The organism is Calditerrivibrio sp., assembly GCA_026415135.1.
Classification (GTDB): Bacteria; Chrysiogenota; Deferribacteres; order Deferribacterales; family Calditerrivibrionaceae; genus Calditerrivibrio.
The window spans coordinates 1-22,150 of sequence record JAOAHS010000009.1 but is presented as its reverse complement, the minus strand read 5'-3'; the positions used below and the strand labels follow the sequence as shown (position 1 = coordinate 22,150).

Sequence of the window (22,150 nt, the reverse complement as noted above, 5' to 3'; positions counted from 1 at the left end):
ATATGAAAACCTTTGCTGTATGCTTTCACCATACGAATGAGGATCTTGTAATCTGGAGAGAGTTTGCTGATTATTTGAGCTATTACTATGGGGAAAAGTTTGAGCTTGTCACATTCTCAAGCTTTTATGAGGAACAAGTAAGATCAAGTGAAGAAGATTATGATCTGGTATTCCAAAATCCAGAGACAATTTTTGTTTTACTTCAAAGGGGTTATAAACCATTTCTTAGGTTTAATAATCAATGGGATACAGTGTATTATATCTCAAAAAGAGGTTTTAAAAAAGATAAGCATTTTATCAGAGTGGGGATTGTCCCCCTTAGGGTTATTTATTCTACATTGTTGGAGTTGGAAAAAATAGGGTTTGATATAGATAAAATAGATTTTAAAATTTATTCAAATCTTGCAGAGATTCATAATGCCCTCATTAATGGTGAAGTGGATGTTGCCATAACCCGTAAAGATACTTATACCAAGCTGTCTGCTGACTTCAGAGAGAGCACAGAGATTTTGTTAGAGTTTGGGATGGGTATATTTCATTCTTTTATGGTAAAAGATGGGGATAGGGTATTTGAGGAAAAAATAAAAGAGATACTATCTAATATGCACAATGATGAAAGGGGGCAAAAGATACTACAAGAACTTGGTTCCGACAGACTTGTGGAGATCGGTTATGAGTTTAAATTCCTGGATAGATTAAACAGTATCGGAGAGAGGATATTTGATTTCAGAAATTATAGAAGTTTTTTCAATGCCCTTGATCAGGTCTCAAACGTGGGTGTGTTGATTTACGGAAAATATATTAAATATCTGAATAAATATGCCAAACAGTTGTTAGAATATCATGATTATAAATATATAAATAATCTTGAAACTATTGCTGTTTTTGATTCTGAATTGGTTAAGGAAGTGGAAAAAAATGTTACAAGAAGAACTTCCGGTGAGTTTTTTGATACGACGTATTCCCATATTAAGATGATCACTTCTACTGGTAAAAAAATTGATGTGATGGGTTTTGCATCCACAATTATCTTTCAAGGTTCGCCATCAGGTGTTTTTATTTTTATAAATATAAGTAGAAGAGTATTTCTTGAAAAGCTCTTCCATACTATTAAAGAGATTAACCATCTCATAATCTATTCTGAGGATAGAGAAGAGCTTTTTAATCGTTTAAAGGTAATGATTGTGGAACAGATGGGTTTTAATTTCTGCAAGATTATATCTTTTAATAACTCTTCCACCCCATTAGAATATAGTTTTGGTTGTCCGATAGAAACTATAGATAGATTTAAGACAGATGATGACAAAGTAAGTGTACATATTGTATCTAATGAGTTAAGTGAAATAAAAGGGCTTATTTTCAATGTGCCTGTTTTTTTGAATGGGGTTTTGGATACGATTATTGAAATACATGCTGATAAATACTTAGATTATTTAAATGAGCTATCTATTTTGATGGAAGAGCTTAAGAGGGATGTTACCTTTACACTTGATAGACTTGATAAAAATTTTAGAGCTATTTCCTTCTATAATGCGATTAAATCATCCAAAGATTTCTGTTTTATTACAGACAAGGAAAGCAGAATAATTTTTATCAACGATTCGGTGACTAAAATTTCAGGTTTTTCTGAATCTGAAATAATAGGGAAAAAGCCATCTGTTTTTAAGTCTGATAAGATGGGGATTGATTTTTACAATAACTTATATTCTAAGATATATAAAGGGGAACAGTTTGATGCTATTTTTATAAATAAGACTAAGAATGGGGAGTTCTTTTATTTGGATGCGTCAATTCTACCAATCGTAAAAAAGGATACTATCCAGGGGTTTGTTTTTATAGGTAAGAATATCACAGACGAAATTATGTTAAAACATGAAATGGAAAGATTGAGGTACGAGGATCATCTGACTAAAGCTTTCAACTTTTTAGGTTTTACTACAAAGATAAAAGAATTTCTTCATCTAAACCCAGAGAGTATTTCTGCTGTTGTTATGATAGATATTGTAAATATGAGTTATATAAATAATAAGTATGGATATGATTTTGGTAACAAATTTTTGATTGCTATTGCTGAAGAGTTGAAAAGAATTCTAAAACAAAGGGATTTTATTGCACGAATAGGGGGAGATGATTTTGGAGTTTTTTTGGCAAACATTAAGAAAAGGGAAAATATCTTTAAGATTGTTGATAGGATCGACAGCCTTTTCAAAAGAAACTTTGTTATTGATGACGTGTCTATTGCTGTTGTTTCTAAGATTGCTGTTGTTTTATACCCATATGATGGAAAAGATGTTAATGATATATTAAATAAATGTTCCCTTACACTTTCAAAGATTAGGAAAGATGAGAATAATCTCAGGTTTTATGATGTTGATCTTGAGAATGAAGCTGAAAAGTTTTTAATGGTGGAGAGTCTTATATCAAATGCAATAGAGGAAAAGAGATTTGTATTGCATTTCCAGCCTTATTTCTTTGCCCGGGATCTATCATTAGCTGGTTTTGAGGCCTTGATCAGAATGTATGACAGGGAAGGTAATATTTTATATCCTAATGTTTTTATAGATCAATTGGAACAATCTGTATTCCTTGATAATTTTGAAGATTGGTTGATGGGTGAAGTAAACAAGATTATTGAGGAAACAGGTTACGATTTTTCAGTCAATCTTTCAGCTAAAAATCTGGACTCAAAAAGGTTTTTTGAGAAATTCAGAAATCTATCAATGAAAAGTGTAGAAAAGATAACTATTGAAATTACAGAGAGGGAGTTAAACGATAATATAGATTTATTTGGCGATGATTTCTTGGATTTTAAGAGAAGAAATCATATTAAAATAGCTATCGACGACTTTGGAACTGGCTATTCTTCCCTTTTGCGACTAAAGCAGATGCCTTGTGATATTATTAAGATAGATATATCCTTTATTAGGGAGATGTTTAAAACTGAAAGGGACACTTCTTTTGTAAGGGCTATTATAGAGCTTGCAAACAGATTTCAATACACAACCCTTGCAGAGGGTGTTGAAACACAAGAGCAGTTTAATTATCTTAGAAGACATGGTTGTGAAATTGTGCAGGGCTACCTTTTCTCCAAGCCGATAGATGAAAAGCAGCTAAAAACCACTAACTGGGATGATTTTAGCAGAGAGTTGAGAAGAAAGCTAAGCATTTGATTGGCGGAGACGTGAAGGAATCGAACCTTCCTTTCGCTTTTGGCGAAACAGTCGAGGTTTGAAGCCTCCGAGGGGCACCAGCCACCCAACCGTCTCCTAATTTTGTTCGTTTATTTTTTCTATTAAGCTATATATCTCTTGGGAAATATCCACCTTTTCTGGATTTACTGGTCCTATTATCTTTTTGTTTAATATGCTCTTTTTGGAGAGGTCATGAAGATAGATAGGTATATCCTCTCCTTTTGGGTTTTTAAATATTGCTACGATTGGGGCAGTGGGATTTGTAGTTATTTTGGCTACTATACCAAGTTCATTGGTATTAAGCAATACTAATGTTCCTACTGGATAAATACCTATGTGGGTGATGAAAAATTCAAATACCTTTTTGTTTATATGGGTATCTGTCCACTTAAACATCATTTTTAAAGCTGATGGAGGTTCCATGCCTTTGTGATAGACTCTGTTACTTGTTATGGCATCGTAGATGTCCACAACAGCACCTATTTTCCCAAAGATTGAGATATCAGGATCTTTCAAACCATAGGGGTATCCACTACCATCGTATCGTTCATGGTGTTCTATAACAATCTTTAGGTTATCTTTGATCATACCGTTATTTATTAGGTAATCATAACCCAAGATTACGTGGTTTTTCATGATCTTAAATTCGTCATCGGTAAGTTTTCCTGGTTTGTTCAAAACCTCTTTTGGTACTAACATCTTACCTGTATCATGTAAAAGAGCGCTGGTGGCTAACATTTTGAGTTCTTTTGGGGATAGATTCATTAGTTTGCCCAATGAGGTAGCAAACACAGATACGTTTACACAGTGTTGGAATGTATATTCATCATAGGTTTTTAATTTTGCTACACTGCTTAATAGATCCCCTTTTTTTATCGTAAGTTCTGTGATTTTATCAGCGACTAATCTTACACCGGTATCGTCAAATAGCTTACCTGATCTTATATCATCCATAACGGATCTCATAATCTTTACCGATAGTTCGTAAATTTCTGCGGCTTTGGTGATGTTTTGATAATCTATATAATGCTTGGGTAATTCTTCTTTTTGGATCTCTTCTAACTTTTCTATGTTTTCTTGGATAATCTCTTTAAAAAGGTTATCTTCACACCTTTTTTCTATGTATACATAATCGATATTGTTGTCTTTTAGTTTTTTAATGTCGTCCCAGTTTTTTATTGTAAATCTATGAAAAAGAAATGGTGTGTTAAGCCAGCTTTCATCGAGTTTTATAACTTTATCACCAATTTTAAGTTCATCCACATGAATTCTAATCATAGAGTGTTTGATAAATTTTTAGCAGTAAAAAGTCAATCACTTATTTTCAATCACTTTGGGAAATAGCAGTGAAAAAAGGATAGATATACTTAGTACAGCTATTATTGTGATAAGGGATATGATGGTTGGTATATGAATTATATTAGCAATCAACATTTTAACACCTATAAAACCCAAAATGATACTAAGACCATACTTTATAAAATGAAATATACCCATTATGCCAGCCAAAGCAAAATAAAGGGATCTTAGCCCTAAGATGGCAAATATATTTGATGAAAAGACGATAAATGGATCGGTAGTTATTCCAAATATTGCAGGGATAGAATCCATTGCAAACATAATATCACTAAACTCGATTACCAGTAAGGCAATGAGTATTTGTGTAGCATGTTTCTTACCATCTAATAATACAAAAAACCTTCCTTCTTTTGTATTGTTGGCTATGGGGTAAATATTTTTTATTCTTTTAAAGAACCATTTACTTTCAAAATCTATCTCCTCTTCCTCCTTTTTAAAAGCCATTTTTATAGAATTAAATATTAACAATAAACCAAAGATGTAAAATATAAAATGAAATCTCTCCACTAAACTGATACCCACAAATATCATTATAGCTCTTAAAATAATTGCTCCTATAATACCTAAAAAAAGAATTTTATGTTGGTATTCTGAAGGTATCTGAAAGGTCTGAAAAATTAGAATCATAACAAAGATATTGTCTATACTAAGGGATTTTTCTATGATATATCCAGTGAGAAACTCAATCGCCTGTTTATCACCATTAAAATAATATAAACCTATGTTAAATACAAAGGCGATAGCTATCCACATGGAGCTATATGCAAGGGACTCCTTTAAGGTTATTACGTGGGCTTTTCTGTTAAATATAACTAAATCTAATAAAAGTAATACGAGAATAATGAGAGTAAAAACTACCCAGCCTAAGGTATGATGCATAACTTAAAACTTATTCAATAGATCAAACTCATCATCGAACTCTGATAGATCTTTTATTTTTCTTACTTCGTTACCTTTTATACTTACACCCATCTCATTTTTCATTGTAAATTCTTTTACAAACTCGACAAATTCCTCTTCTATCTTCTTTTTATATGTTTCATAATCCTCTTTTGTCTCTTTCACAAATTTATTAAAATCCTCTTCCTCTTTTTCTAAGTATCTTTTAAATTCCCCTTTAACTGCTTTTACAGATATTTCACCCTCTTTGAGGATGACATCTATACCATCTTTATCGATATCTATGAGAAACTTTGTCCCCTTTACTCCGATTATCGCTGTTTTGGTGGCTATTTTGATCCCTTCTTTGTCACCCTGTTTTTGAATGTCAAAAACCACTTTACCATTTTTGAGATTTAGACTTGAAGTGTCTTTGATGGTCAAAATTGAATTCTCTGTTAGGACTATTTTTGAGTTATCAATAAACTTGACAAAAGCATTGGATTTCTGAAAAGTTCTCACCGTGTCTTTTGTTTTAAGTATCATACCTTCTTTAGCCGTAACACCTTTGACAGCCCCAGATGGATAGGCAATCACTTTTCCTTCTACTTTTTCTATATTGCCCGCGTTGTTTTGGGCGTAAAGAGGAAGGGTAAGGAAAAGTATGAACGCAAGCGTTATTAGTTTTTTCATATACACCCCCTTATAGTGCCATTATAGCTGTTGAGATTTTTTTTTCAATAAAAATATTGTAAAAAAAGTTGATGGGGGTATAATTAATTTAAGGATAGTATATTAAGGGGGTATTTATGTTCTTAGAAGCCATAGCAGTTTCTTTGGTTAAGACCTTATCTTCATTTCTTTTTTCCAAAATGCTTGTCTATTCTGATGTTAATATTCAAGGGGCTCCAAGTTGGTTTCACAAGCCGGAATCTGCTTATGTGTGTGTTTCCACATATCAGGAAGGTGGGCTTGAATCTGTAGATATAGCGAAGGATAAGGCTAAGAAGATGATGATATCAAAAATTAATGAGATAATGGAGATAGTTGTGTATGATAATTATCGTAATCTGGAGAACAAATCTGAAAAAGCTTTTGTAAAGAGCTTTGTGAAGGATGATGATTTACATATATTCGTAAATAAGAATATAGATTTTCGTAATATAGAATACGTTAAAAAAGTTAATATTACTTTTGTCAGGGGCTGTGTGGATAAGAATACTATCATCGAGTATGAAAAAGAAAGAATCGATATGATTAGGAAGAAGCTCACCCACAAAAGGGCAGATGAAGCTTTTGATGAATTAGAAAGTTCTCCTGCAAAATGAGGTGTAGCATGAGGTTGTTGGTAGTAATATTTTTTCTTTTTGTTAGTGGGGTTTATGCGGATGATGGTTTTAAAGGGTTTTTAAAAAAGGAGTTGGGTGGTTTTGAAGAGTTTAAGAGTCAGGCTGATAAGGAGTTTTATGAGTACTTAAAAACATCATGGGAGGAGTTTAAAGCATTTGCTGCAGTTAAAAGGGATGAAAAACCCAAAATCAAAACACCACCTGTATTAAATAAAAAAGGTAACGAGCTTACCACCGAAATGAAAACAAAAATAACAGGTAGTATTTTAGATGATGGAATTAGGTCCAAAGGAAGTGAAGTAAAAGTAACATCAGATCCGAAACAAGAAGAGCTTGAAATTAATTTATATAAAATTGACCTTAAAACTTACCCAAAAAATGTGCTAATAGAAAAACCAATAACAGGCGAAAAGATCGCAGAAGCATGGAAGATGATGGCAACTGGTAGATTTTTGGAATTGGCTGAAGAGATGCGTAGAGTAGGTAAAAAAATGAATTTTGATGACTGGGGGTATTTCAAGTTTACTAAAACTATTTCGAATGGTGTCTACCCAAGCGATTATAACTCAAAAATAATCCTTTCCTGGTTTCTCCTTTCTAAATTGGGGTATGATGTAAAAATAGGTTTTAACAAAGAAGCTGTCTATATGATGGTTCCAGCAAATCAGATGATTTATGGCTCAGCCTTTTTTAGATTTGGTAATGTTAGGTATTATCTGCTTTGGACAGATGGGAGAGAGGTAAAAGGTCTGTATAGTTACTCTGGGAATCATCAAGAATCTAAATCATACTTTTCTTTCATGATAGAAAAGCAGAGTATAGATCAGATTATAAAATCAAAGGTTTTATCATTTAGTTATGATGGTAAAAGATATGAGTTCCCAGTATATTATAACTTATCAAATGTAAAGTTTTATGAAGATTTTCCCCAAACAGAACTGTCGGTTTATCACAAAGCCGATGTTTCTGGGATGGTGGTTGCCTCTGTTGTGGAAGGGCTTAGAAGGGTTGTAGAGGGTAAGAGTGAGGTTGAGGCTGTAAATATTTTGTTAAGGTTTGTCCAGACTGCCTTTGAATATAAAACGGATCAGGATAATTTTGGATATGAAAAATATCTTTTGCCAGATGAAACTGTATATTATCCCTACTCCGATTGTGAAGATAGATCTATCTTGTTTTCTTATCTTGTAAGGAAGATATTAGGTCTTGAAGTTGTTCTGTTGGAATATCCCGGGCATATAGCGACCGGTGTGAGATTTAATGAAAATGTGGCTGGGGATAGGGTGCAGTATAATGATAAAATATATGTTGTAAGTGATCCAACTTACATCAATGCCAGTGTTGGTATGGCTATGCCTCAATTTAAGAATGTTGCGCCTAAAATTATTTTTTAAAAAAGGTTGACAAATAAAATATGGCCTTTAAAATTATATTAAGGAAGTTCCAAATAAAAATGGAGGGAATTTTATGAAAAGATTTTATCTTTTAGCTTTAGTGTTTGCTTTTGGTATGTTTGTTTTGTCCGGTTGTGCCGATAAGAAACAGCCTCCAAAGCTTGCTAATCCATGTTTTGAAGGAGCTCCAGCATGGGTTATTGATCCAACTATGGAAGGTGGGATCACAGGACTTGGTTCTGCAAAGATAGGACCTGCTGGAATAAGTTTTGCTCGTCAGGAGGCTACTGCTGCTGCTAGAGATGAGATGGCAAGAAATATTAGTGTAAAAGTGAATAATATGTTTAAAAGCTTTACCCAGACAACTGGTATAGGTGATGCCCAGACTGTGGATAAAGTTGCCAGCAATGTCTCAAAGCAGGTTTCAAGCCAGCTTATTGAAGGTAGCAAGGTGAAGAATCAGTGGATATCCCCTGCTTGTAATGAGCTTTTTGTACTTGTAGTTCAGGATCCAAATATTGCTAAGCAGGCTGTAAAACAAGCTGTGAACACAAGCTTGAGGAATGAACAGGCGCTGTGGCAGCTGTATCAAGCTAAAAAAGCTACAGAAGAGATGGATAAAGAGATCGAAAAAGAGTTTGGCTCCAAAAAGTAATGTGACATATTTCTGTGAAAGGGTGGCTTAATGGCCGCCCTATTTTTTTATGAGGTGTTGGATGAAAAATATGTATATCTTTATGCTTTTAACATTATTTTTGTCTGTGGCCTGCTATCATTCAAAGCCTGTTGCTACAAGTGAATATGCTGGTGCTCCAGAATGGGTATATGGTAACCCTCCATCTGGTAAAATCTGTTATGTGGGTAGTGCATTACCCCATGTAAGTGGCAAACCTTATCAGAGAGCACTTGCAGTTTCTCGGGGCATTGAGGGGATTGCAAGACAGAAAAATGTAAAAGTAAATGTTGAGGTTGAGTCCTTTATGTCAGGAACGAGCCAGTCGGCATCAACATCTATGAATGTTTATTCTGTTCAGACTACTGACGGGGCAACAGTTAGGGCAAAGATAGATAAAATCTGGATGAACCCTAAAAATGATGAGATCTTTATTTTGATGTGTGAGGAATAGATTGCTGTCAGGAGGTCTGATTGAGAAGATCTTTCATATTAATTTTTTCAGTAAGTTTATTTATTTCATTTAGCGTTTTTGCGGATGATTTTCTTAAAGAGATTGAGGATTTTGAAAAGTATAAAAAGGGGGTGAAAGACGATTTTCAGCAATATTTGGAAATAGTAGTCCAAGAGTTTGACAAATTTAAGCGGGAGGTTTTCAAAGAGTGGGGGGATCAACTGATATCTGATAGATACAAATGGGTTGAATATTCCCCTGATTTAAAATCAAGAACGATAGTGGATTTTGAAAAAAACAAAATCACAATTCAATATAGATCTGATGCACCGAAAGAGGACAAAATTGTTATTAAGGAAAAATTAAAAGGTATTTTAAATGAGTCTATAAAGGATGCTATCAATAACAATAAGCCTATTATAAACATAGAAAAAAAAATGTCCCAGTCAAAACAAGCAAAAACAGAGGAGTTAACAGACCAAAAAGTTATTGGTGATATTGTCCCAGCAGATGGCAAACAGTTGGACAAGTTGGTAGATGCTGGTAACATTCAGTCTTCAAGGGATAAAAATGGTGGATACGTTACAACTTTTACAGTAAATATCAAAGTAAGTGATAAAGACAAGGCAAAAAAATTTAAAGATATTGTTGTTCGTTATGCTACGAAATATAACTTAAAAACAGAGCTTATTTATGCCATCATCCATACCGAAAGTTATTTTAACCCTCTGGCTACTTCACCAGCACCAGCTTATGGGCTAATGCAGATAATACCTACACAGGCAGGTAAAGATGCAGCCAGGGTACTTTATGGTAATCCTCTCATTCTGTTACCATCTTTTTTATATAATCCAGAAAATAATATTAATGTTGGAACTACCTACCTTGATCTGATGATGTCAAGCTATCTACGGGATATAAAAAATCCAGAAAGCCGATTTTATGTGGCTATTGTAGGGTATAATGTGGGATTGAGAAATGTGTATAGGGTTTTTTCTAATGATGGCAACCCTAAAAATGCATTTAATAAAATAAACCAATTGTCATCTGATGAAGTTTATGATATTATAAACAAGCAGCTTTCCCCAAGGGGAGGCGTTGAATACTTAAACAAAGTTCTTGAAAGGATGAAGATTTATAAAGATTTGTAAAAATTTATTTAAGGAGCAAAAAGTTATGAGTATAAGACGCGGTGTAACAAATTTGTCAAGATTTTTGTTGGAAGAGCAAAGGAATTTCCCAGAGGCTACTGGGGATTTTACTATGATTCTTGAACAGATAGCTTTTGCTGCCAAGATAATCAGCAGGGAAGTTAACAAGGCTGGTATTGTGAATATACTTGGAAAGGCTGAGTCCTCAAATGTGCATGGTGAACAGCAACAAAAATTAGATGTGTTTGCTAATGAGAAGATGATACAGGCTCTTGACCATACAGGTAAGATCTGTGCCATGGCCTCTGAGGAAGTGGATGATGTGATCAGTATCCCCAGTAAATATCCTAAAGGTAAATATCTTGTGGTTTTTGATCCCCTTGATGGCTCCAGTAACATAGATGTGAATATAAGTATTGGGACGATCTTTGGTATTTACAAGAGACAGTCTGTTGATGGGGATGGTTGCCGTCAGGACTTTATGCAGCCGGGTAGAAACCTTTTGGCGGCTGGTTATGTAATATACGGTTCCAGTACGATGTTCGTTTACACTACTGGTAGAGGTGTAAATGGTTTTACTCTTGATCCAAGTGTAGGTGAGTTTTTATTATCCCATCAGGATATGAAAACACCTGAATGTGGTTCCATCTATAGTATAAATGAGGCAAATTATCATAAATGGGATGAAAGAATCAAAAAGTATGTGGAACATCTAAAAAGTATAAAAGAGAGGCAGTATACCACACGTTATATAGGATCATTGGTGGCTGATTTCCATAGGAATCTGCTGAAAGGTGGAGTGTTTCTATATCCTGGTGACAGTAAAAATCCGAGGGGTAAGCTACGTCTTTTGTATGAAGCTTCTCCCCTTGCATATATCGTGGAACAAGCTGGTGGTATGGCCATAGATGGTGATAACAACATACTTGATATTGTTCCGGAGAATCTACATCAAAAAACTCCTCTTATCATCGGTTCAAAGTTTGAAGTGGAGCTCTTTGCTAAGTACTGGAAAAAAGAGTTGCAATGATACTTGGGGCACATGAATCGATTGCTGGAGGTATTTATAAGAGTATCACAAGGGCACAAGAGGATGGTGCTGAGTCCGTTCAGATATTCGTAAAAAGTTCAAATAGATGGTTTGATAAGCCACTAAAGGAAGAAGATATTGAAAAATATTTTTTGGAACTAAGACGGGTGCAAATCCCGTCTGATTGTGTTTGTGCCCACAGCTCATATCTTATAAATATGGCTTCCATGGGGGACACATACGATAAATCTTATGCCTCTATGAAGGATGAGCTTAGTCGCTGTGATAAACTAAATATACCATACTACATCATACATCCTGGTTCCCATTTGGGTATAGGTGTTGATGAGGGTCTCAAAAGGGTAGTGAATTTTATCGATAGAATCTACACCGATGGGGATTTCAAAGTTATGACGCTTTTTGAGACAACAGCTGGTCAGGGGAGTAACTTGGGTAGTAGCCTTGAGGAGATAGACTTTTTGATAAATAGTTCGAGATATTCCGATAGGTTAGGTGTCTGTCTTGATACCTGTCATCTTTATTCAGCTGGGTTTGATCTGTTGGATGATTATGATAAGGTATTTGATGAAATATTTGAAAGGTTTGGAGACAAGGTAAGGGTCATCCACATAAACGATACTAAAAAAAGTTTGGGCAGTAAAATAGATAGACACGAGTTTATAGGTAAGGGGCTTTTGGGTATCGATTTTTTTAAAAGGTTAATAAACGATTTGCGTTTTAAAAAAATTTTAGGTATACTTGAAACACCAATAAAAGGTGAACAAACTTATAAAGAAGAGCTTGTTGTTTTAAAGAGCTTAAGAAAGATTTGAGGTGTAGTATGGAACCTGTGAAGATAACTGTTAGTAGTAATAATGTTATAAGTATAAAGGGGGATGTATCAACTATTGAAGATTATGCGAGAATTAGGGACTCAATTAATGAATTGATTGGTAATGGTGCTATAGATATTGTGGTGGACTTTGAAGACTCCAAGACAATCATGTCATCGTTACTTGGTTTTTTTATGAAGTTGATAAACCATGATAAAGTTAAAGTTCGTATACGAGTTGGCTCTAATGAATTATATAAAAGTTTAAAGACAATGCATTTGATAGATCTTTTTGATATTAGAATGAGGTAACATACGATAAAATTTAAAAGTTTCAAATCTATAAATTTTTTGGTCTGGTTTGGAACATTTTTCATATCCTTTGCGGGTTTTACTATTGCTGCAGGTTTATCTCTTTTAATCTGTTATAATTTAGCTACAAAACATTTTTTAACAACTTCAGAAATCATATCCTCAAATCTAAACAGGTCTATAATCGAGTTAATGAACAAAGATTTCAAACAAGGGGAACTAAAGAGATTTGCAAAAGAGTTTGATGGTAGTCGATTTAATTACCCTTATGTTATCGAAATTTTTGGTACAAAAAGAAATGGAGTAAAATTTGAATACTTTGAAGAATCTGAAGAGGCGAGAATAGCTTTTGAGACTAAGAATAAGGTGTTTAAAAGGAATAAAGATTCAATAGTGTATGCCTATCCAATAAGATTAACAGAAAGCTGTATGAAATGTCATAAGAAAGAAAACCTGGGAGATATATTGGCTATACTTACAATAAACTATGATCTAAAGCCATTTTTCAACGATTACAATAGAAAGATGTTCTTTTATTTTTTACTGCTGTCCCCTATTCCTTTAATCTTTGCATTCTTTTTATCCAGATATATTTCAAAGAAGCTTAAAAATAAGTTTGATAGGTTAAGTAATATAGTAAACAATATTAGTTCAGTCAAAGATCTTAAAGTGATCTCTTTAGAGCCTATTGATTTTGGATTTGAAGAGTTTAATAATGTAGTTGAAAATATTCATAATCTGAGCCAAAAGATAAAATCTATTGCTGTGGACAAAGATATACTCGAATTTGAGATTAAGATTCTGGAAAAGTTTATTATTACCTCAGAAGTTATAAAGGATTGGAAGGAAAACGTTAAAAATATGTTGTTAGAAGTAAACAGATTGATGGAGACCTATGCCATTTTTTCTCTGTTTAAAGTTGATAATGAGGTTTTGTCTTTGGAGATTTTCTGGCTTAAAAAACCTTCTCTTAAAACTATTGAGATAACAGAAAAGTTTATTGTTAAAAAGATTAAGTCAAATACCACTTTCTTTAGTGATGTTACAGATCTTCGCATGGAGCACAACATAGCCAATACAAATGATTATCTAAAAGAATTGACTGAGGAGGATATAGCTATACAGACAAAATCCCTCATATTGGATGCACCAAAGATAGGTGGTGTGGTGGGTATAGGGGTGCATTCTGAACTTGCTTCTGATAACATTAATGGTTTGGTTATAGAAGGTATTTTAGCTACGCTTATGAATGTTGTGGGTTCAGTAAAGGCTATGTCCAAGTATACTAAACAGCTGGAATATTACACAACAAGGGACCCACTTACCAATCTCTTCAATCAAAGGGTCTTTTGGGAGGTATTAGGGTATGAAGTGGGTAGAGCATCGAGGAATAATTATAAATTTTCTATTCTATTGGTAGATATAGATAATTTTAAGTATATAAACGATTCTTATTCTCATGCTGTTGGTGATTATATAATCTCTGAAATTGCAATTATCATAAGGCAATGTTTGAGGAAGGGTGATATATTGGCAAGGTATAGTGGGGATCAGTTTGTGGCAATATTGCCAGAAGCCGGTGAAGAACAGGCTTTTACAGTTGGCAAGAGGATTCAGGAGACCATAGGTGCCCATACTTTTAAATCAAACGATGGTAAGGATATCAAAGTAACTATTTCAGCGGGTATATCGATATATCCTGATCATGCTGATAACGCTAAAGATCTTTTTATATTTGCAGATAATATCCTTAAAAAAGCTAAAGATGAAGGTAAAAATAGGATCATGCTTCCCACCCAAAATGAAGTGGTGGAGGTATTAAAAGCTATTACGGAAAAAACTATTATAGTCACCAAAGCTGTGAATGAAAAAAGGATTATACCATATTTTCAGCCTATTATGAGAAATAGCAATGGTGAAATAGAGTGTTGTGAGGTGTTAAGTAGGATAGAGACTCCAGAAGGGACAATGAATGCCTATGAGTTTATCGAGATTGCTGAGAAGATTCATTTAATATCCAGGCTTGATATTATTCTTCTGGAAAACGCTATCATAGAAGTGAAGAAATCAAACTTTAAGGGTCTTATTTTTGTAAATCTTTCACCACGATCCCTTGTTATGAGCGAATTTATCCCTGAGGTTTTAAGGATTACTGGAGAGTATGATTTTGATAGGTCAAAGGTGGTTTTTGAAATTACTGAGAGAGAAACGATAAAAAATCTATCTTTGTTGGAAAGGTTTATTGCAAATTTAAGGGTGGAAGGTTTTAAGTTTGCCATAGACGATTTTGGTTCTGGATTTTGTTCTTTCCAGTATCTGAGAAGATTTCCTGTAGATTTTATCAAGATAGAGGGTGAGTTTGTAAGAAATATTTTGAAAGATAGTAAGGATTATGTTTTGGTTAAGACACTTGGTATGATTGCTAAGGAGTTTGATATAAAAACCATCGCAGAGTATGTGGAAAATGAAGAACTATTAAATGAAATGAAAAAACTTAGTATAACATATTCTCAAGGGTACTATATAGGAAAACCACAGCCCCATTTACCTAAGTAGATGATTTTTGATGTTAAAAGACTTTTATATTTAACTGTTGGTTTTGTATCACTCTTTTTAGGTATAATAGGTGCCTTTTTACCAATTATGCCTACAGTCCCTTTTTTATTGGTTGCTGTTTTCTGTTTTTCTCGAAGTTCTAAAAAGTTGCATAGTTGGTTGGTATCTCATCCTGTATGGGGAGGGTACATAAGACTTAATAGAGGCTTAAATAGAACTACTAAGATAAAAATTGTTGTTTTATTGTGGTTAAGTTTATCGGTATCGATCTTTTTTACTTTTAGGTATATCCCGGTGTTAATCCTTTTAATACTAATTGGTGTATTGATAACTTTGTATATCCTTAAAAAATGAAATTTACATGACCCTATTTTAATTTTATTATTTATGTGATATAATAAATATTAAACATATAAAAAACGGGGTTTATATGGGTTGTGATAAGTGTACAAAAACACCAGATCTGCCTGAGGGTGTAGTTAAGATACTTGTTTTTGCCAATCATGATTATATGTTAAAAAAGTTTTATGATAATTTTTCAGGTCAGTTTCAGATTGTTCATTATGGTGAATACGTAGAACTTATGGGTATATTTAGCGAATTTATAGATAATATTGCTACTTCAAAGATCTTCAACCAGATGGAGTTGGAAAATATATCTGCACTTGTTTTAGAGCCCCATGAAACACCCATTTTTAGTTCCTATAGAAAGGCAAAATCTTTTAGTTATTGGATAAATCTATGTTATTCAAAAGATCTTATCTCGATTTTAGATAATCAATCTATTGTTACTTATTTTCAACCTATATTTGATATTAGATCTAATACAGTTTATGCTTATGAGTGTTTGTCAAGGGGGAGAAAGATCGATGGTAGTATCATGCCACCAAATATTATGTTTGAATCCGCAAGAAAAACAGAGCTGATTTTTAACCTTGATAGGCTCTGTCGTATCAGTGCCCTAAAGAATGCTAAATCAAAAGGGTTGGATGCTAATATTTTTATAAATTTCACACCGACTTCCATCTATAATCCTGAATATTGTTTAAAAGATACAATTGAAGCAGCAGTTAATCTGGGTTATAATTTTGAAAAGATTGTTTTTGAAGTGGTGGAAAGTGAAAGAGTAGAAAATATTGAACATTTAAAGAGCATATTTGATTTTTATAAAGGGATGGGGTTTAGGGTGGCACTGGATGATGTGGGTTCCGGTTATTCGTCTTTGAATATGTTAGCTAAGTTAAAACCAGATATTATAAAGATCGATATGGAGCTTATCAGAAACATTCATCTCGATACAGCAAAGAAGGCTATCGTTAACTCTTTAGTGTTAATATCCCATGAGATAAAAGCATTGACTCTTGCTGAAGGTATAGAATCTGAAGATGAACTTAAAGTCATAAGAGATTTGAATATCGATCTGGCTCAAGGGTATTTTTTAGGTAAACCTGCACCTTAAATCTTTTTTTTGATGCGGAGGTTTTTATGAGTGACTTGAGAAAGAAAGCAGAAGAATTAGTTGACTCTATAAATCTATCTGAACTCAACTTGGAGCATAAAGATAAGTTATCAATCATTTATGAGTTGTTAGTGCATCAAAGGGAGCTGGAGATCCAGAATGAGGAGATAAGAAGGGCTAATCTTGAGCTCGAAGAACTAAAAAATAAGTATTATGATCTTTATAACTCCGCTCCAGTGGGTTATCTAACATTGAATGAAGTGGGGATTATATTAAGTTATAATCAGACCTTTTCCACAATGTTAAAAATTGTGGGTAATGACATCAAGGGGAAATCGTTGATAGATTTTGTTCATAGTAATGATCACAGGTATTTTTTGGCTAATTATAAAGATTTTTATACCCAACCTGAAGGTAAGAACATGGAGTTGCGTTTTATTAGAGGCAAAGGCTATCTTAGTTGTCTTGTGACTGGAAAAAGAGATAAATATAGCAATAATTTGAATATTATAGTTACCGATATTAGTGAAATAAAAGAGTCACAAAGAAAGATCGATACTTATATGAAGATCATAGACCTTGCTCCGGTTTCCATTGTAATAACTGATAGGAACAATAATGTAATCTTTGTTAATGATTTTTATTGCAATGTTACAGGTTACTCGAAACATGAGATTATCGGCCGAAATCCTGGTTTTATAAAATCAGGTAAAACACCTTTGGATACTTATAAATCCCTCTGGGCTACTTTAAGTAAAAAAATGACTTGGGAAGGGAGTTTTATAAATCGTAAAAAAAACGGGGAACTGTTTACTGAAGAAGCAAAGATAACCCCAATTCTTGATGAAAGGGGGAATATTATTTATTATGTTGCTATAAAAAATGATGTTACAGAGAAGATCTTGTTGCAGGAAAAAGAAAAAAGTATAGCGAAAGCCAAGTCGCTGATAAACATCTCTGGAGGTATAGCACATCACTTGAATAATATAAATACACCGATTCTCATCATAGCTCAAGAGCTCTCGAACAATCTCAAAGATAAACCGGAGTATCTGGAAAAGCTCCAGATAATTCAAAAATCTGTATTGAGAGCTACTAATATTATAAATTCTATAATGAAGTTTAGTAGAAATGCAATTATGACACCTAAAAAAGTTAATTTAATGCCTCTTTTGAATATTGCACTCGGTTACTCAAAGCATATTCTAACTGACAACATAAAACTTATCATGGAGACTGATCCTGACATAAACTATTATGTCAAAGCTGATTTGGATATGATAAGTCAGGCTATCTTTAATGTCATAAAGAATGCAAAGGAGGCTATGCCTACTGGAGGAGATATCTATGTAAGATTATTTGTAAAAGATATTCAAAGGAATGATATCTGTGGAAAATTTGCTGTTATACAGATTGAAGATACAGGTGTCGGAATACCAGATCATATAAAACCTAATGTTTTTGAGCCGTTTTTTACTACAAAATTTATGCATACATCTCCTGGACTGGGTTTGTCTGAGGTATTGGGGATTATGGAACAGCATGGTGGTTTTGTGGAACTGGAGTCAAAGGTCAATGAAGGGACTATTGTGGAATTGTATTTGCCAATAGTAGAATAATGTTTGATGGGGTGATGGAATGAACAAAGATATTAAGATGCCAGATTATTATATTGCAATTGGTGCTTCAGCTGGTGGATTAGAGGCTATTGAGCAATTTGTTACAAATATGCCAGAAAAAAATAATTTCGGCATAATTATTATCCAGCATCTTTCTCCTGACTATAAAAGTATGATGGCGGAGATACTTTCAAAAAAAACCAACATCCCTGTACATAAATCTGAAGATGGTATGCTGGTGGAGGCCGGAAATATCTATCTTATTCCTCCTAAAAAGAATCTAACGATCAGTCAAGGTAGGCTTGTATTAAACGAGCCAAACTATTCAGGTGGCCTTAATTTCCCCATAGACCTTTTTTTACGTTCATTGGCTGAAGATCAAGGCGAAAAAGCTATAGCGATAATTTTGTCCGGAACAGGTAGTGATGGAGTAAGGGGGATAAGAGCTATCAAACAGCATGGCGGTATAATATTTGTTCAGGATGAAACCACTGCAAAATTTGATGGGATGCCAAAGGCTGCGATTTCCACAGGATTGGTGGATTTCATAATGAAACCATCAGATATGCCAAAGCAGATTATTTCTATGCTTGAATATCCAACGAATTTTATAAAAGTGGATCAAGACAGAGTAGTGACTGATGAAGAGATATTAAACAAAATTTTCTCTTTGATAAAAACAAGTCATGGAGTGGATTTTTCCTATTATAAGCCATCTACCATTACAAGAAGGCTTGAAAGAAGGATGTCCATTAATAAGTTAGAAGATATATCCGATTATCTTAATTACATGTATAAAAACCCCTCTGAGGTGGCAATACTTTTCAAAGAGTTTTTAATAGGTGTTACGAGTTTTTTTAGGGATACAGAGGTTTTCTTGAAATTGGAACAGGATGTAATTCCAGATCTTTTAAACCGTATACCTGATGCAGAGATAAGGGTGTGGGTAGCTGGTTGTTCCACTGGAGAAGAGGCTTACTCCATAGCAATAATCTTTAAAGAGGTTATGGAAAAGCTCAATATCATCAAGCAACTTAAAATATTTGCCACAGATATTGATAAAAGGGCTTTACAGTTTGCAGCCGTGGGAGCTTATCCGGAGAGTATTACTGCAGATGTGCCTGTGAACTATTTGAGTAAATATTTTATAAAACAAGGTAATCAGTTTGTTATTACACGATCTGTAAGGGAATCTATAGTTTTCGCAGAACATAATCTCATAAAAGATCCACCTTTTACTAATATATCTTTTATTAGTTGTAGAAATCTTTTGATATATTTAAAGCCTGAGACCCAGTTAAAGGTTTTAAGAAACTTTCACTTCTCCTTGAAAACCCATGGTGTGCTTCTATTGGGTAATAGTGAAACCATTGGTGATCTCCCAGAATTATTTGATATTATGGATCCTAAACTGAAGATATATGAATCTCTCGGTGCTCCTAAGGTAACCATTGACTATAATATCGAAAAATCTCCCCTGAATGGTACAAGAAGAATAGGAACAAATCTGGATAGGTTAAAATATTATACTGCTGAAGAGAATGAAAAATTGCTTGAAATGACATTATCCCAGCTTAGCAATGGCTATTTTGATGCTTTAGTTATTGTTAATAGTGCTATGGATGTCATGTATATGGAGGGGAATCTATCCAACTACTTTACCATGCCCAAAGGAAAGCCTGTCATTGAGTTGGAAAAAATTACTACGAGGGATCTATCAATTCCAATAGTAAACGGTGTAAAAAAGTGTTTTAAATCGAACAAAAGGCTGAAGTATCGTAAAATACTCCATAAAAAGAATAAAAAGAAGACTGTATTAATAGATATGTTCCCTTTTACTGGATATAAAAAGGAGCAATACTGTCTTATTGTTTTATCGAATCTTGATATGGTTCATAAAGATGTCCATTTCGATGACCAGGTCAGTTTGGAGATACCATCACATGTGGAGGAGAGGATTAAGGATCTTGAGAATGAACTCCAAATAACAAAAGAAAATCTTCAGGCAACTATTGAGGAACTTGAGACTTCCAATGAAGAACTACAGGCAACAAATGAAGAACTTTTAGCAAGTAATGAAGAATTACAATCTACAAATGAAGAGCTCCAGTCAACCAATGAAGAACTCTATACAGTCAATAACGAACTACAATCAAAGATACTTGAACTTACGGAATTACAAAACGATCTGGATAACCTTCTTACATCCTCTGCAATTGGTATATTGATGTTGGATTTGGAGCTAAAAATTAGAAAATTTTCTCCTAAAATCAGGGAAATATTTAAAGTAATAGAACTGGATGTGGGTAGGTCAATTACCCATATATCTCATTTTATTGAGGATGTTGATCCTTATCAACTTTTTAAGACAGCGTTAAGCGATTTTGGTCAAAAGGAGTATGAGGTGAAAACAAGCTCTAACAATTATTTTCTGATGAGAATAATGCCTTTTTTGGCTGATATTCCCAGAAATCATGGGCTTGTTGTTACATTTATTGATATTACACAGTATAAAAAGTTGTACGAATCCATCTCTATAAGGGATCAGATCATCAAAGCAACCCAGAAGATTTCTAAGGTAGGGGGCTGGTATTACGATATTGTTCATAATACCATGTTTTGGACGGATGAGGTTTATGCAATTCATGGATTAGAAAAAAGATATTTTGGTAGTGACCCAATGACATATATAGAAAGATCACTGATATGCTATGGGGATAGGGCTGACGATATTATGGAGGCTTTTAAAAGATGTGTAAGGGAAGGGGTGGCTTATGATCTTGTTGTTCCATTTAAAAAATATACTGGTGAGGAAATTGTTGTAAAAACTACTGGTAATGCAGTATATGATGGGAATAAAATTATCGGAGTGGTTGGTACGATTACTGATATGTCTAATAAATAGGGGTTGGAATGGATGATTTGAATGGTTTGAATGAGATCCAAAATAGTTATGTTTTGGATAGGGACATGAAAATTATAGAAGTGGGTTCCCGGTGGGACCTTATGGTATACGAAAACTGTGGCAATTTCCATGTGTTAAAGGAAAATGTATTAGGAAAAAGTATTTTTGACTTTATTACAGGAGATCATATCAGGATGTGGTTTGAATCCCTTTTAAACTTAGCTAAAATTTCAGGTAAACCTGTGATAAGGGACTACAGATGCGATAGCCCAGAAGTAAAGAGATTTATGAAGATGAAGATATATCTTTTAGAAAACAATTTGATAAGATTGGATCATTATATTGTTAAAATTGAAAAAATTGTTCAACCAATATGTCTGAACTTTTATAACGAGTTTTATCTAAAGGTTACAAGATGTTCTATATGTAATAGGTTTTTATACAAGAACAGATGGATCGATGTTGAAGAAGCTGTAAAATACTTTTACTTTCCACTTTCTTCCATTGTGGATATTATATGTAATGACTGTGTAAGATCTCAATTGGAGAGTGTTGTATGAAAAAAATAAATAGTTATGAACTGTTGGATTTATTTGATAAAGCTATCGTTGTTTTCGATGATAGTTTAGAAGTGTTGTATATTAATGAAGCTTTTGATACTTTGTTTGGTTTTGATAAAGATGAGATAAAGACTATGAGAGATTTACATGATAAAATACATCCATCTTTAGCTTTTTGTTCTTGTCCTTTAATTGGTAAAATCATGGAAAAAGTGTCAGATTTTAAAACGATAGAAAGATTAGAAACAAATCGAGGAATAAGAACTTTTTCTGTTCTACTGAAAAAGGTTAAATATAAGTATTTTATGATTTTTTCTGATATTACGGATGATTTAGATTTGAAGAGAAATTCCCTTATTCTTCATCAGATTCTTGAAAATGCTACGGTGGAAATCATTATCACCGATAAAAACGGCAGGATAGAGTA

18 protein-coding genes and 1 tRNA gene are annotated in these 22,150 nt (G+C 33.6%); 15 read left to right on the top strand and 4 right to left on the bottom strand.

Going from position 1 to position 22,150, the window contains the following annotated elements:
* The first annotated feature begins 2 nt into the window (after positions 1 to 2).
* Positions 3 to 3,170: an EAL domain-containing protein gene (locus tag N3C60_02070; GenBank protein MCX8083687.1), complete on the top strand. Its 3,168-nt coding sequence runs from the start codon at positions 3 to 5 to the stop codon at positions 3,168 to 3,170.
* Between the two features lies 1 nt (position 3,171).
* Here the strand turns inward: N3C60_02070 and N3C60_02065 are convergent.
* The 4 genes from N3C60_02065 to N3C60_02050 all read right to left on the bottom strand — a co-directional run bounded on the left by N3C60_02065 (position 3,172) and on the right by N3C60_02050 (position 6,122).
* Positions 3,172 to 3,267: transfer RNA gene (locus N3C60_02065), tRNA-Sec, on the bottom strand.
* On the bottom strand, positions 3,267 to 4,469 hold the full coding sequence (locus N3C60_02060) for an HD-GYP domain-containing protein (GenBank protein MCX8083686.1): 1,203 nt from the start codon (positions 4,467 to 4,469) through the stop codon (positions 3,267 to 3,269). The genes N3C60_02065 and N3C60_02060 overlap by 1 nt, the downstream gene beginning before the upstream one ends.
* A 36-nt stretch (positions 4,470 to 4,505) precedes the next feature.
* The gene (locus N3C60_02055) at positions 4,506 to 5,429 is read right to left on the bottom strand and encodes a TerC/Alx family metal homeostasis membrane protein (protein ID MCX8083685.1); all 924 of its coding nucleotides are present in this window, start codon (positions 5,427 to 5,429) and stop codon (positions 4,506 to 4,508) included.
* 3 nt (positions 5,430 to 5,432) lie between these two features.
* Positions 5,433 to 6,122 (bottom strand): FecR family protein, encoded by a 690-nt coding sequence (locus tag N3C60_02050; protein ID MCX8083684.1) that lies wholly within the window; start codon positions 6,120 to 6,122, stop codon positions 5,433 to 5,435.
* A gap of 116 nt (positions 6,123 to 6,238) precedes the next feature.
* Here N3C60_02050 and N3C60_02045 point away from each other — a divergent pair, with 116 nt between their 5' ends.
* From N3C60_02045 to N3C60_01980, 14 genes are all read left to right on the top strand, one after another.
* Positions 6,239 to 6,757, top strand: coding sequence for a hypothetical protein (locus tag N3C60_02045; protein ID MCX8083683.1), 519 nt, complete (start codon positions 6,239 to 6,241; stop codon positions 6,755 to 6,757).
* 8 nt (positions 6,758 to 6,765) lie between these two features.
* Positions 6,766 to 8,172: a hypothetical protein gene (locus tag N3C60_02040; GenBank protein ID MCX8083682.1), complete on the top strand. Its 1,407-nt coding sequence runs from the start codon at positions 6,766 to 6,768 to the stop codon at positions 8,170 to 8,172.
* Positions 8,173 to 8,245: 73 nt separating this feature from the next.
* A complete protein-coding gene (locus N3C60_02035) occupies positions 8,246 to 8,827 on the top strand; it encodes an LPP20 family lipoprotein (protein ID MCX8083681.1) in 582 nt (193 codons plus the stop codon).
* 61 nt (positions 8,828 to 8,888) lie between these two features.
* A complete protein-coding gene (locus N3C60_02030) occupies positions 8,889 to 9,299 on the top strand; it encodes a hypothetical protein (GenBank protein MCX8083680.1) in 411 nt (136 codons plus the stop codon).
* Positions 9,300 to 9,319: 20 nt separating this feature from the next.
* Positions 9,320 to 10,450 carry a transglycosylase SLT domain-containing protein gene (locus N3C60_02025; GenBank protein MCX8083679.1) on the top strand — a complete coding sequence of 377 codons (1,131 nt, stop codon included), beginning with the start codon at positions 9,320 to 9,322 and terminating at the stop codon, positions 10,448 to 10,450.
* A 25-nt stretch (positions 10,451 to 10,475) separates the two neighbouring features.
* Positions 10,476 to 11,480, top strand: coding sequence for a class 1 fructose-bisphosphatase (gene fbp / locus N3C60_02020; GenBank protein ID MCX8083678.1), 1,005 nt, complete (start codon positions 10,476 to 10,478; stop codon positions 11,478 to 11,480).
* Positions 11,477 to 12,313, top strand: a complete 837-nt coding sequence (locus tag N3C60_02015; GenBank protein ID MCX8083677.1) for a deoxyribonuclease IV — start codon at positions 11,477 to 11,479, stop codon at positions 12,311 to 12,313. Before fbp ends, N3C60_02015 begins: the two co-directional genes overlap by 4 nt.
* An 8-nt stretch (positions 12,314 to 12,321) precedes the next feature.
* Positions 12,322 to 12,624, top strand: a complete 303-nt coding sequence (locus tag N3C60_02010; protein MCX8083676.1) for a hypothetical protein — start codon at positions 12,322 to 12,324, stop codon at positions 12,622 to 12,624.
* A 39-nt stretch (positions 12,625 to 12,663) separates the two neighbouring features.
* Positions 12,664 to 15,180, top strand: a complete 2,517-nt coding sequence (locus N3C60_02005; GenBank protein ID MCX8083675.1) for an EAL domain-containing protein — start codon at positions 12,664 to 12,666, stop codon at positions 15,178 to 15,180.
* Positions 15,181 to 15,610: 430 nt separating this feature from the next.
* Entirely contained in the window at positions 15,611 to 16,639 is a 1,029-nt protein-coding gene (locus N3C60_02000; protein ID MCX8083674.1) for an EAL domain-containing protein, read from the top strand.
* Between the two features lie 26 nt (positions 16,640 to 16,665).
* Positions 16,666 to 18,258, top strand: a complete 1,593-nt coding sequence (locus N3C60_01995) for a PAS domain S-box protein (GenBank protein ID MCX8083673.1) — start codon at positions 16,666 to 16,668, stop codon at positions 18,256 to 18,258.
* A gap of 19 nt (positions 18,259 to 18,277) precedes the next feature.
* A complete protein-coding gene (locus tag N3C60_01990) occupies positions 18,278 to 21,163 on the top strand; it encodes a PAS domain-containing protein (protein MCX8083672.1) in 2,886 nt (961 codons plus the stop codon).
* 8 nt (positions 21,164 to 21,171) lie between these two features.
* On the top strand, positions 21,172 to 21,723 hold the full coding sequence (locus N3C60_01985; GenBank protein ID MCX8083671.1) for a 60S ribosomal export protein NMD3: 552 nt from the start codon (positions 21,172 to 21,174) through the stop codon (positions 21,721 to 21,723).
* Positions 21,720 to 22,150: hypothetical protein (locus tag N3C60_01980; GenBank protein MCX8083670.1), on the top strand; the 431-nt coding region annotated here is incomplete at its 3' end. The genes N3C60_01985 and N3C60_01980, both read left to right, overlap by 4 nt.

Excerpts from the sequence above, each read along its gene's own strand:
- N3C60_01985 (MCX8083671.1), top strand. The coding sequence starts at position 21,172 with ATGGATGATTTGAATGGTTTGAATGAGATCCAAAATAGTTATGTTTTG.
- N3C60_02060 (MCX8083686.1), bottom strand. The coding sequence starts at position 4,469 with ATGATTAGAATTCATGTGGATGAACTTAAAATTGGTGATAAAGTTATA.
- N3C60_02010 (MCX8083676.1), top strand. The coding sequence starts at position 12,322 with ATGGAACCTGTGAAGATAACTGTTAGTAGTAATAATGTTATAAGTATA.
- N3C60_02015 (MCX8083677.1), top strand. The coding sequence starts at position 11,477 with ATGATACTTGGGGCACATGAATCGATTGCTGGAGGTATTTATAAGAGT.
- N3C60_01995 (MCX8083673.1), top strand. The coding sequence starts at position 16,666 with ATGAGTGACTTGAGAAAGAAAGCAGAAGAATTAGTTGACTCTATAAAT.
- N3C60_02030 (MCX8083680.1), top strand. The coding sequence starts at position 8,889 with ATGAAAAATATGTATATCTTTATGCTTTTAACATTATTTTTGTCTGTG.
- N3C60_02035 (MCX8083681.1), top strand. The coding sequence starts at position 8,246 with ATGAAAAGATTTTATCTTTTAGCTTTAGTGTTTGCTTTTGGTATGTTT.
- fbp (MCX8083678.1), top strand. The coding sequence starts at position 10,476 with ATGAGTATAAGACGCGGTGTAACAAATTTGTCAAGATTTTTGTTGGAA.
- N3C60_02040 (MCX8083682.1), top strand. The coding sequence starts at position 6,766 with ATGAGGTTGTTGGTAGTAATATTTTTTCTTTTTGTTAGTGGGGTTTAT.
- N3C60_02070 (MCX8083687.1), top strand. The coding sequence starts at position 3 with ATGAAAACCTTTGCTGTATGCTTTCACCATACGAATGAGGATCTTGTA.
- N3C60_01990 (MCX8083672.1), top strand. The coding sequence starts at position 18,278 with ATGAACAAAGATATTAAGATGCCAGATTATTATATTGCAATTGGTGCT.
- N3C60_02045 (MCX8083683.1), top strand. The coding sequence starts at position 6,239 with ATGTTCTTAGAAGCCATAGCAGTTTCTTTGGTTAAGACCTTATCTTCA.
- N3C60_02055 (MCX8083685.1), bottom strand. The coding sequence starts at position 5,429 with ATGCATCATACCTTAGGCTGGGTAGTTTTTACTCTCATTATTCTCGTA.
- N3C60_02000 (MCX8083674.1), top strand. The coding sequence starts at position 15,611 with ATGGGTTGTGATAAGTGTACAAAAACACCAGATCTGCCTGAGGGTGTA.
- N3C60_02050 (MCX8083684.1), bottom strand. The coding sequence starts at position 6,122 with ATGAAAAAACTAATAACGCTTGCGTTCATACTTTTCCTTACCCTTCCT.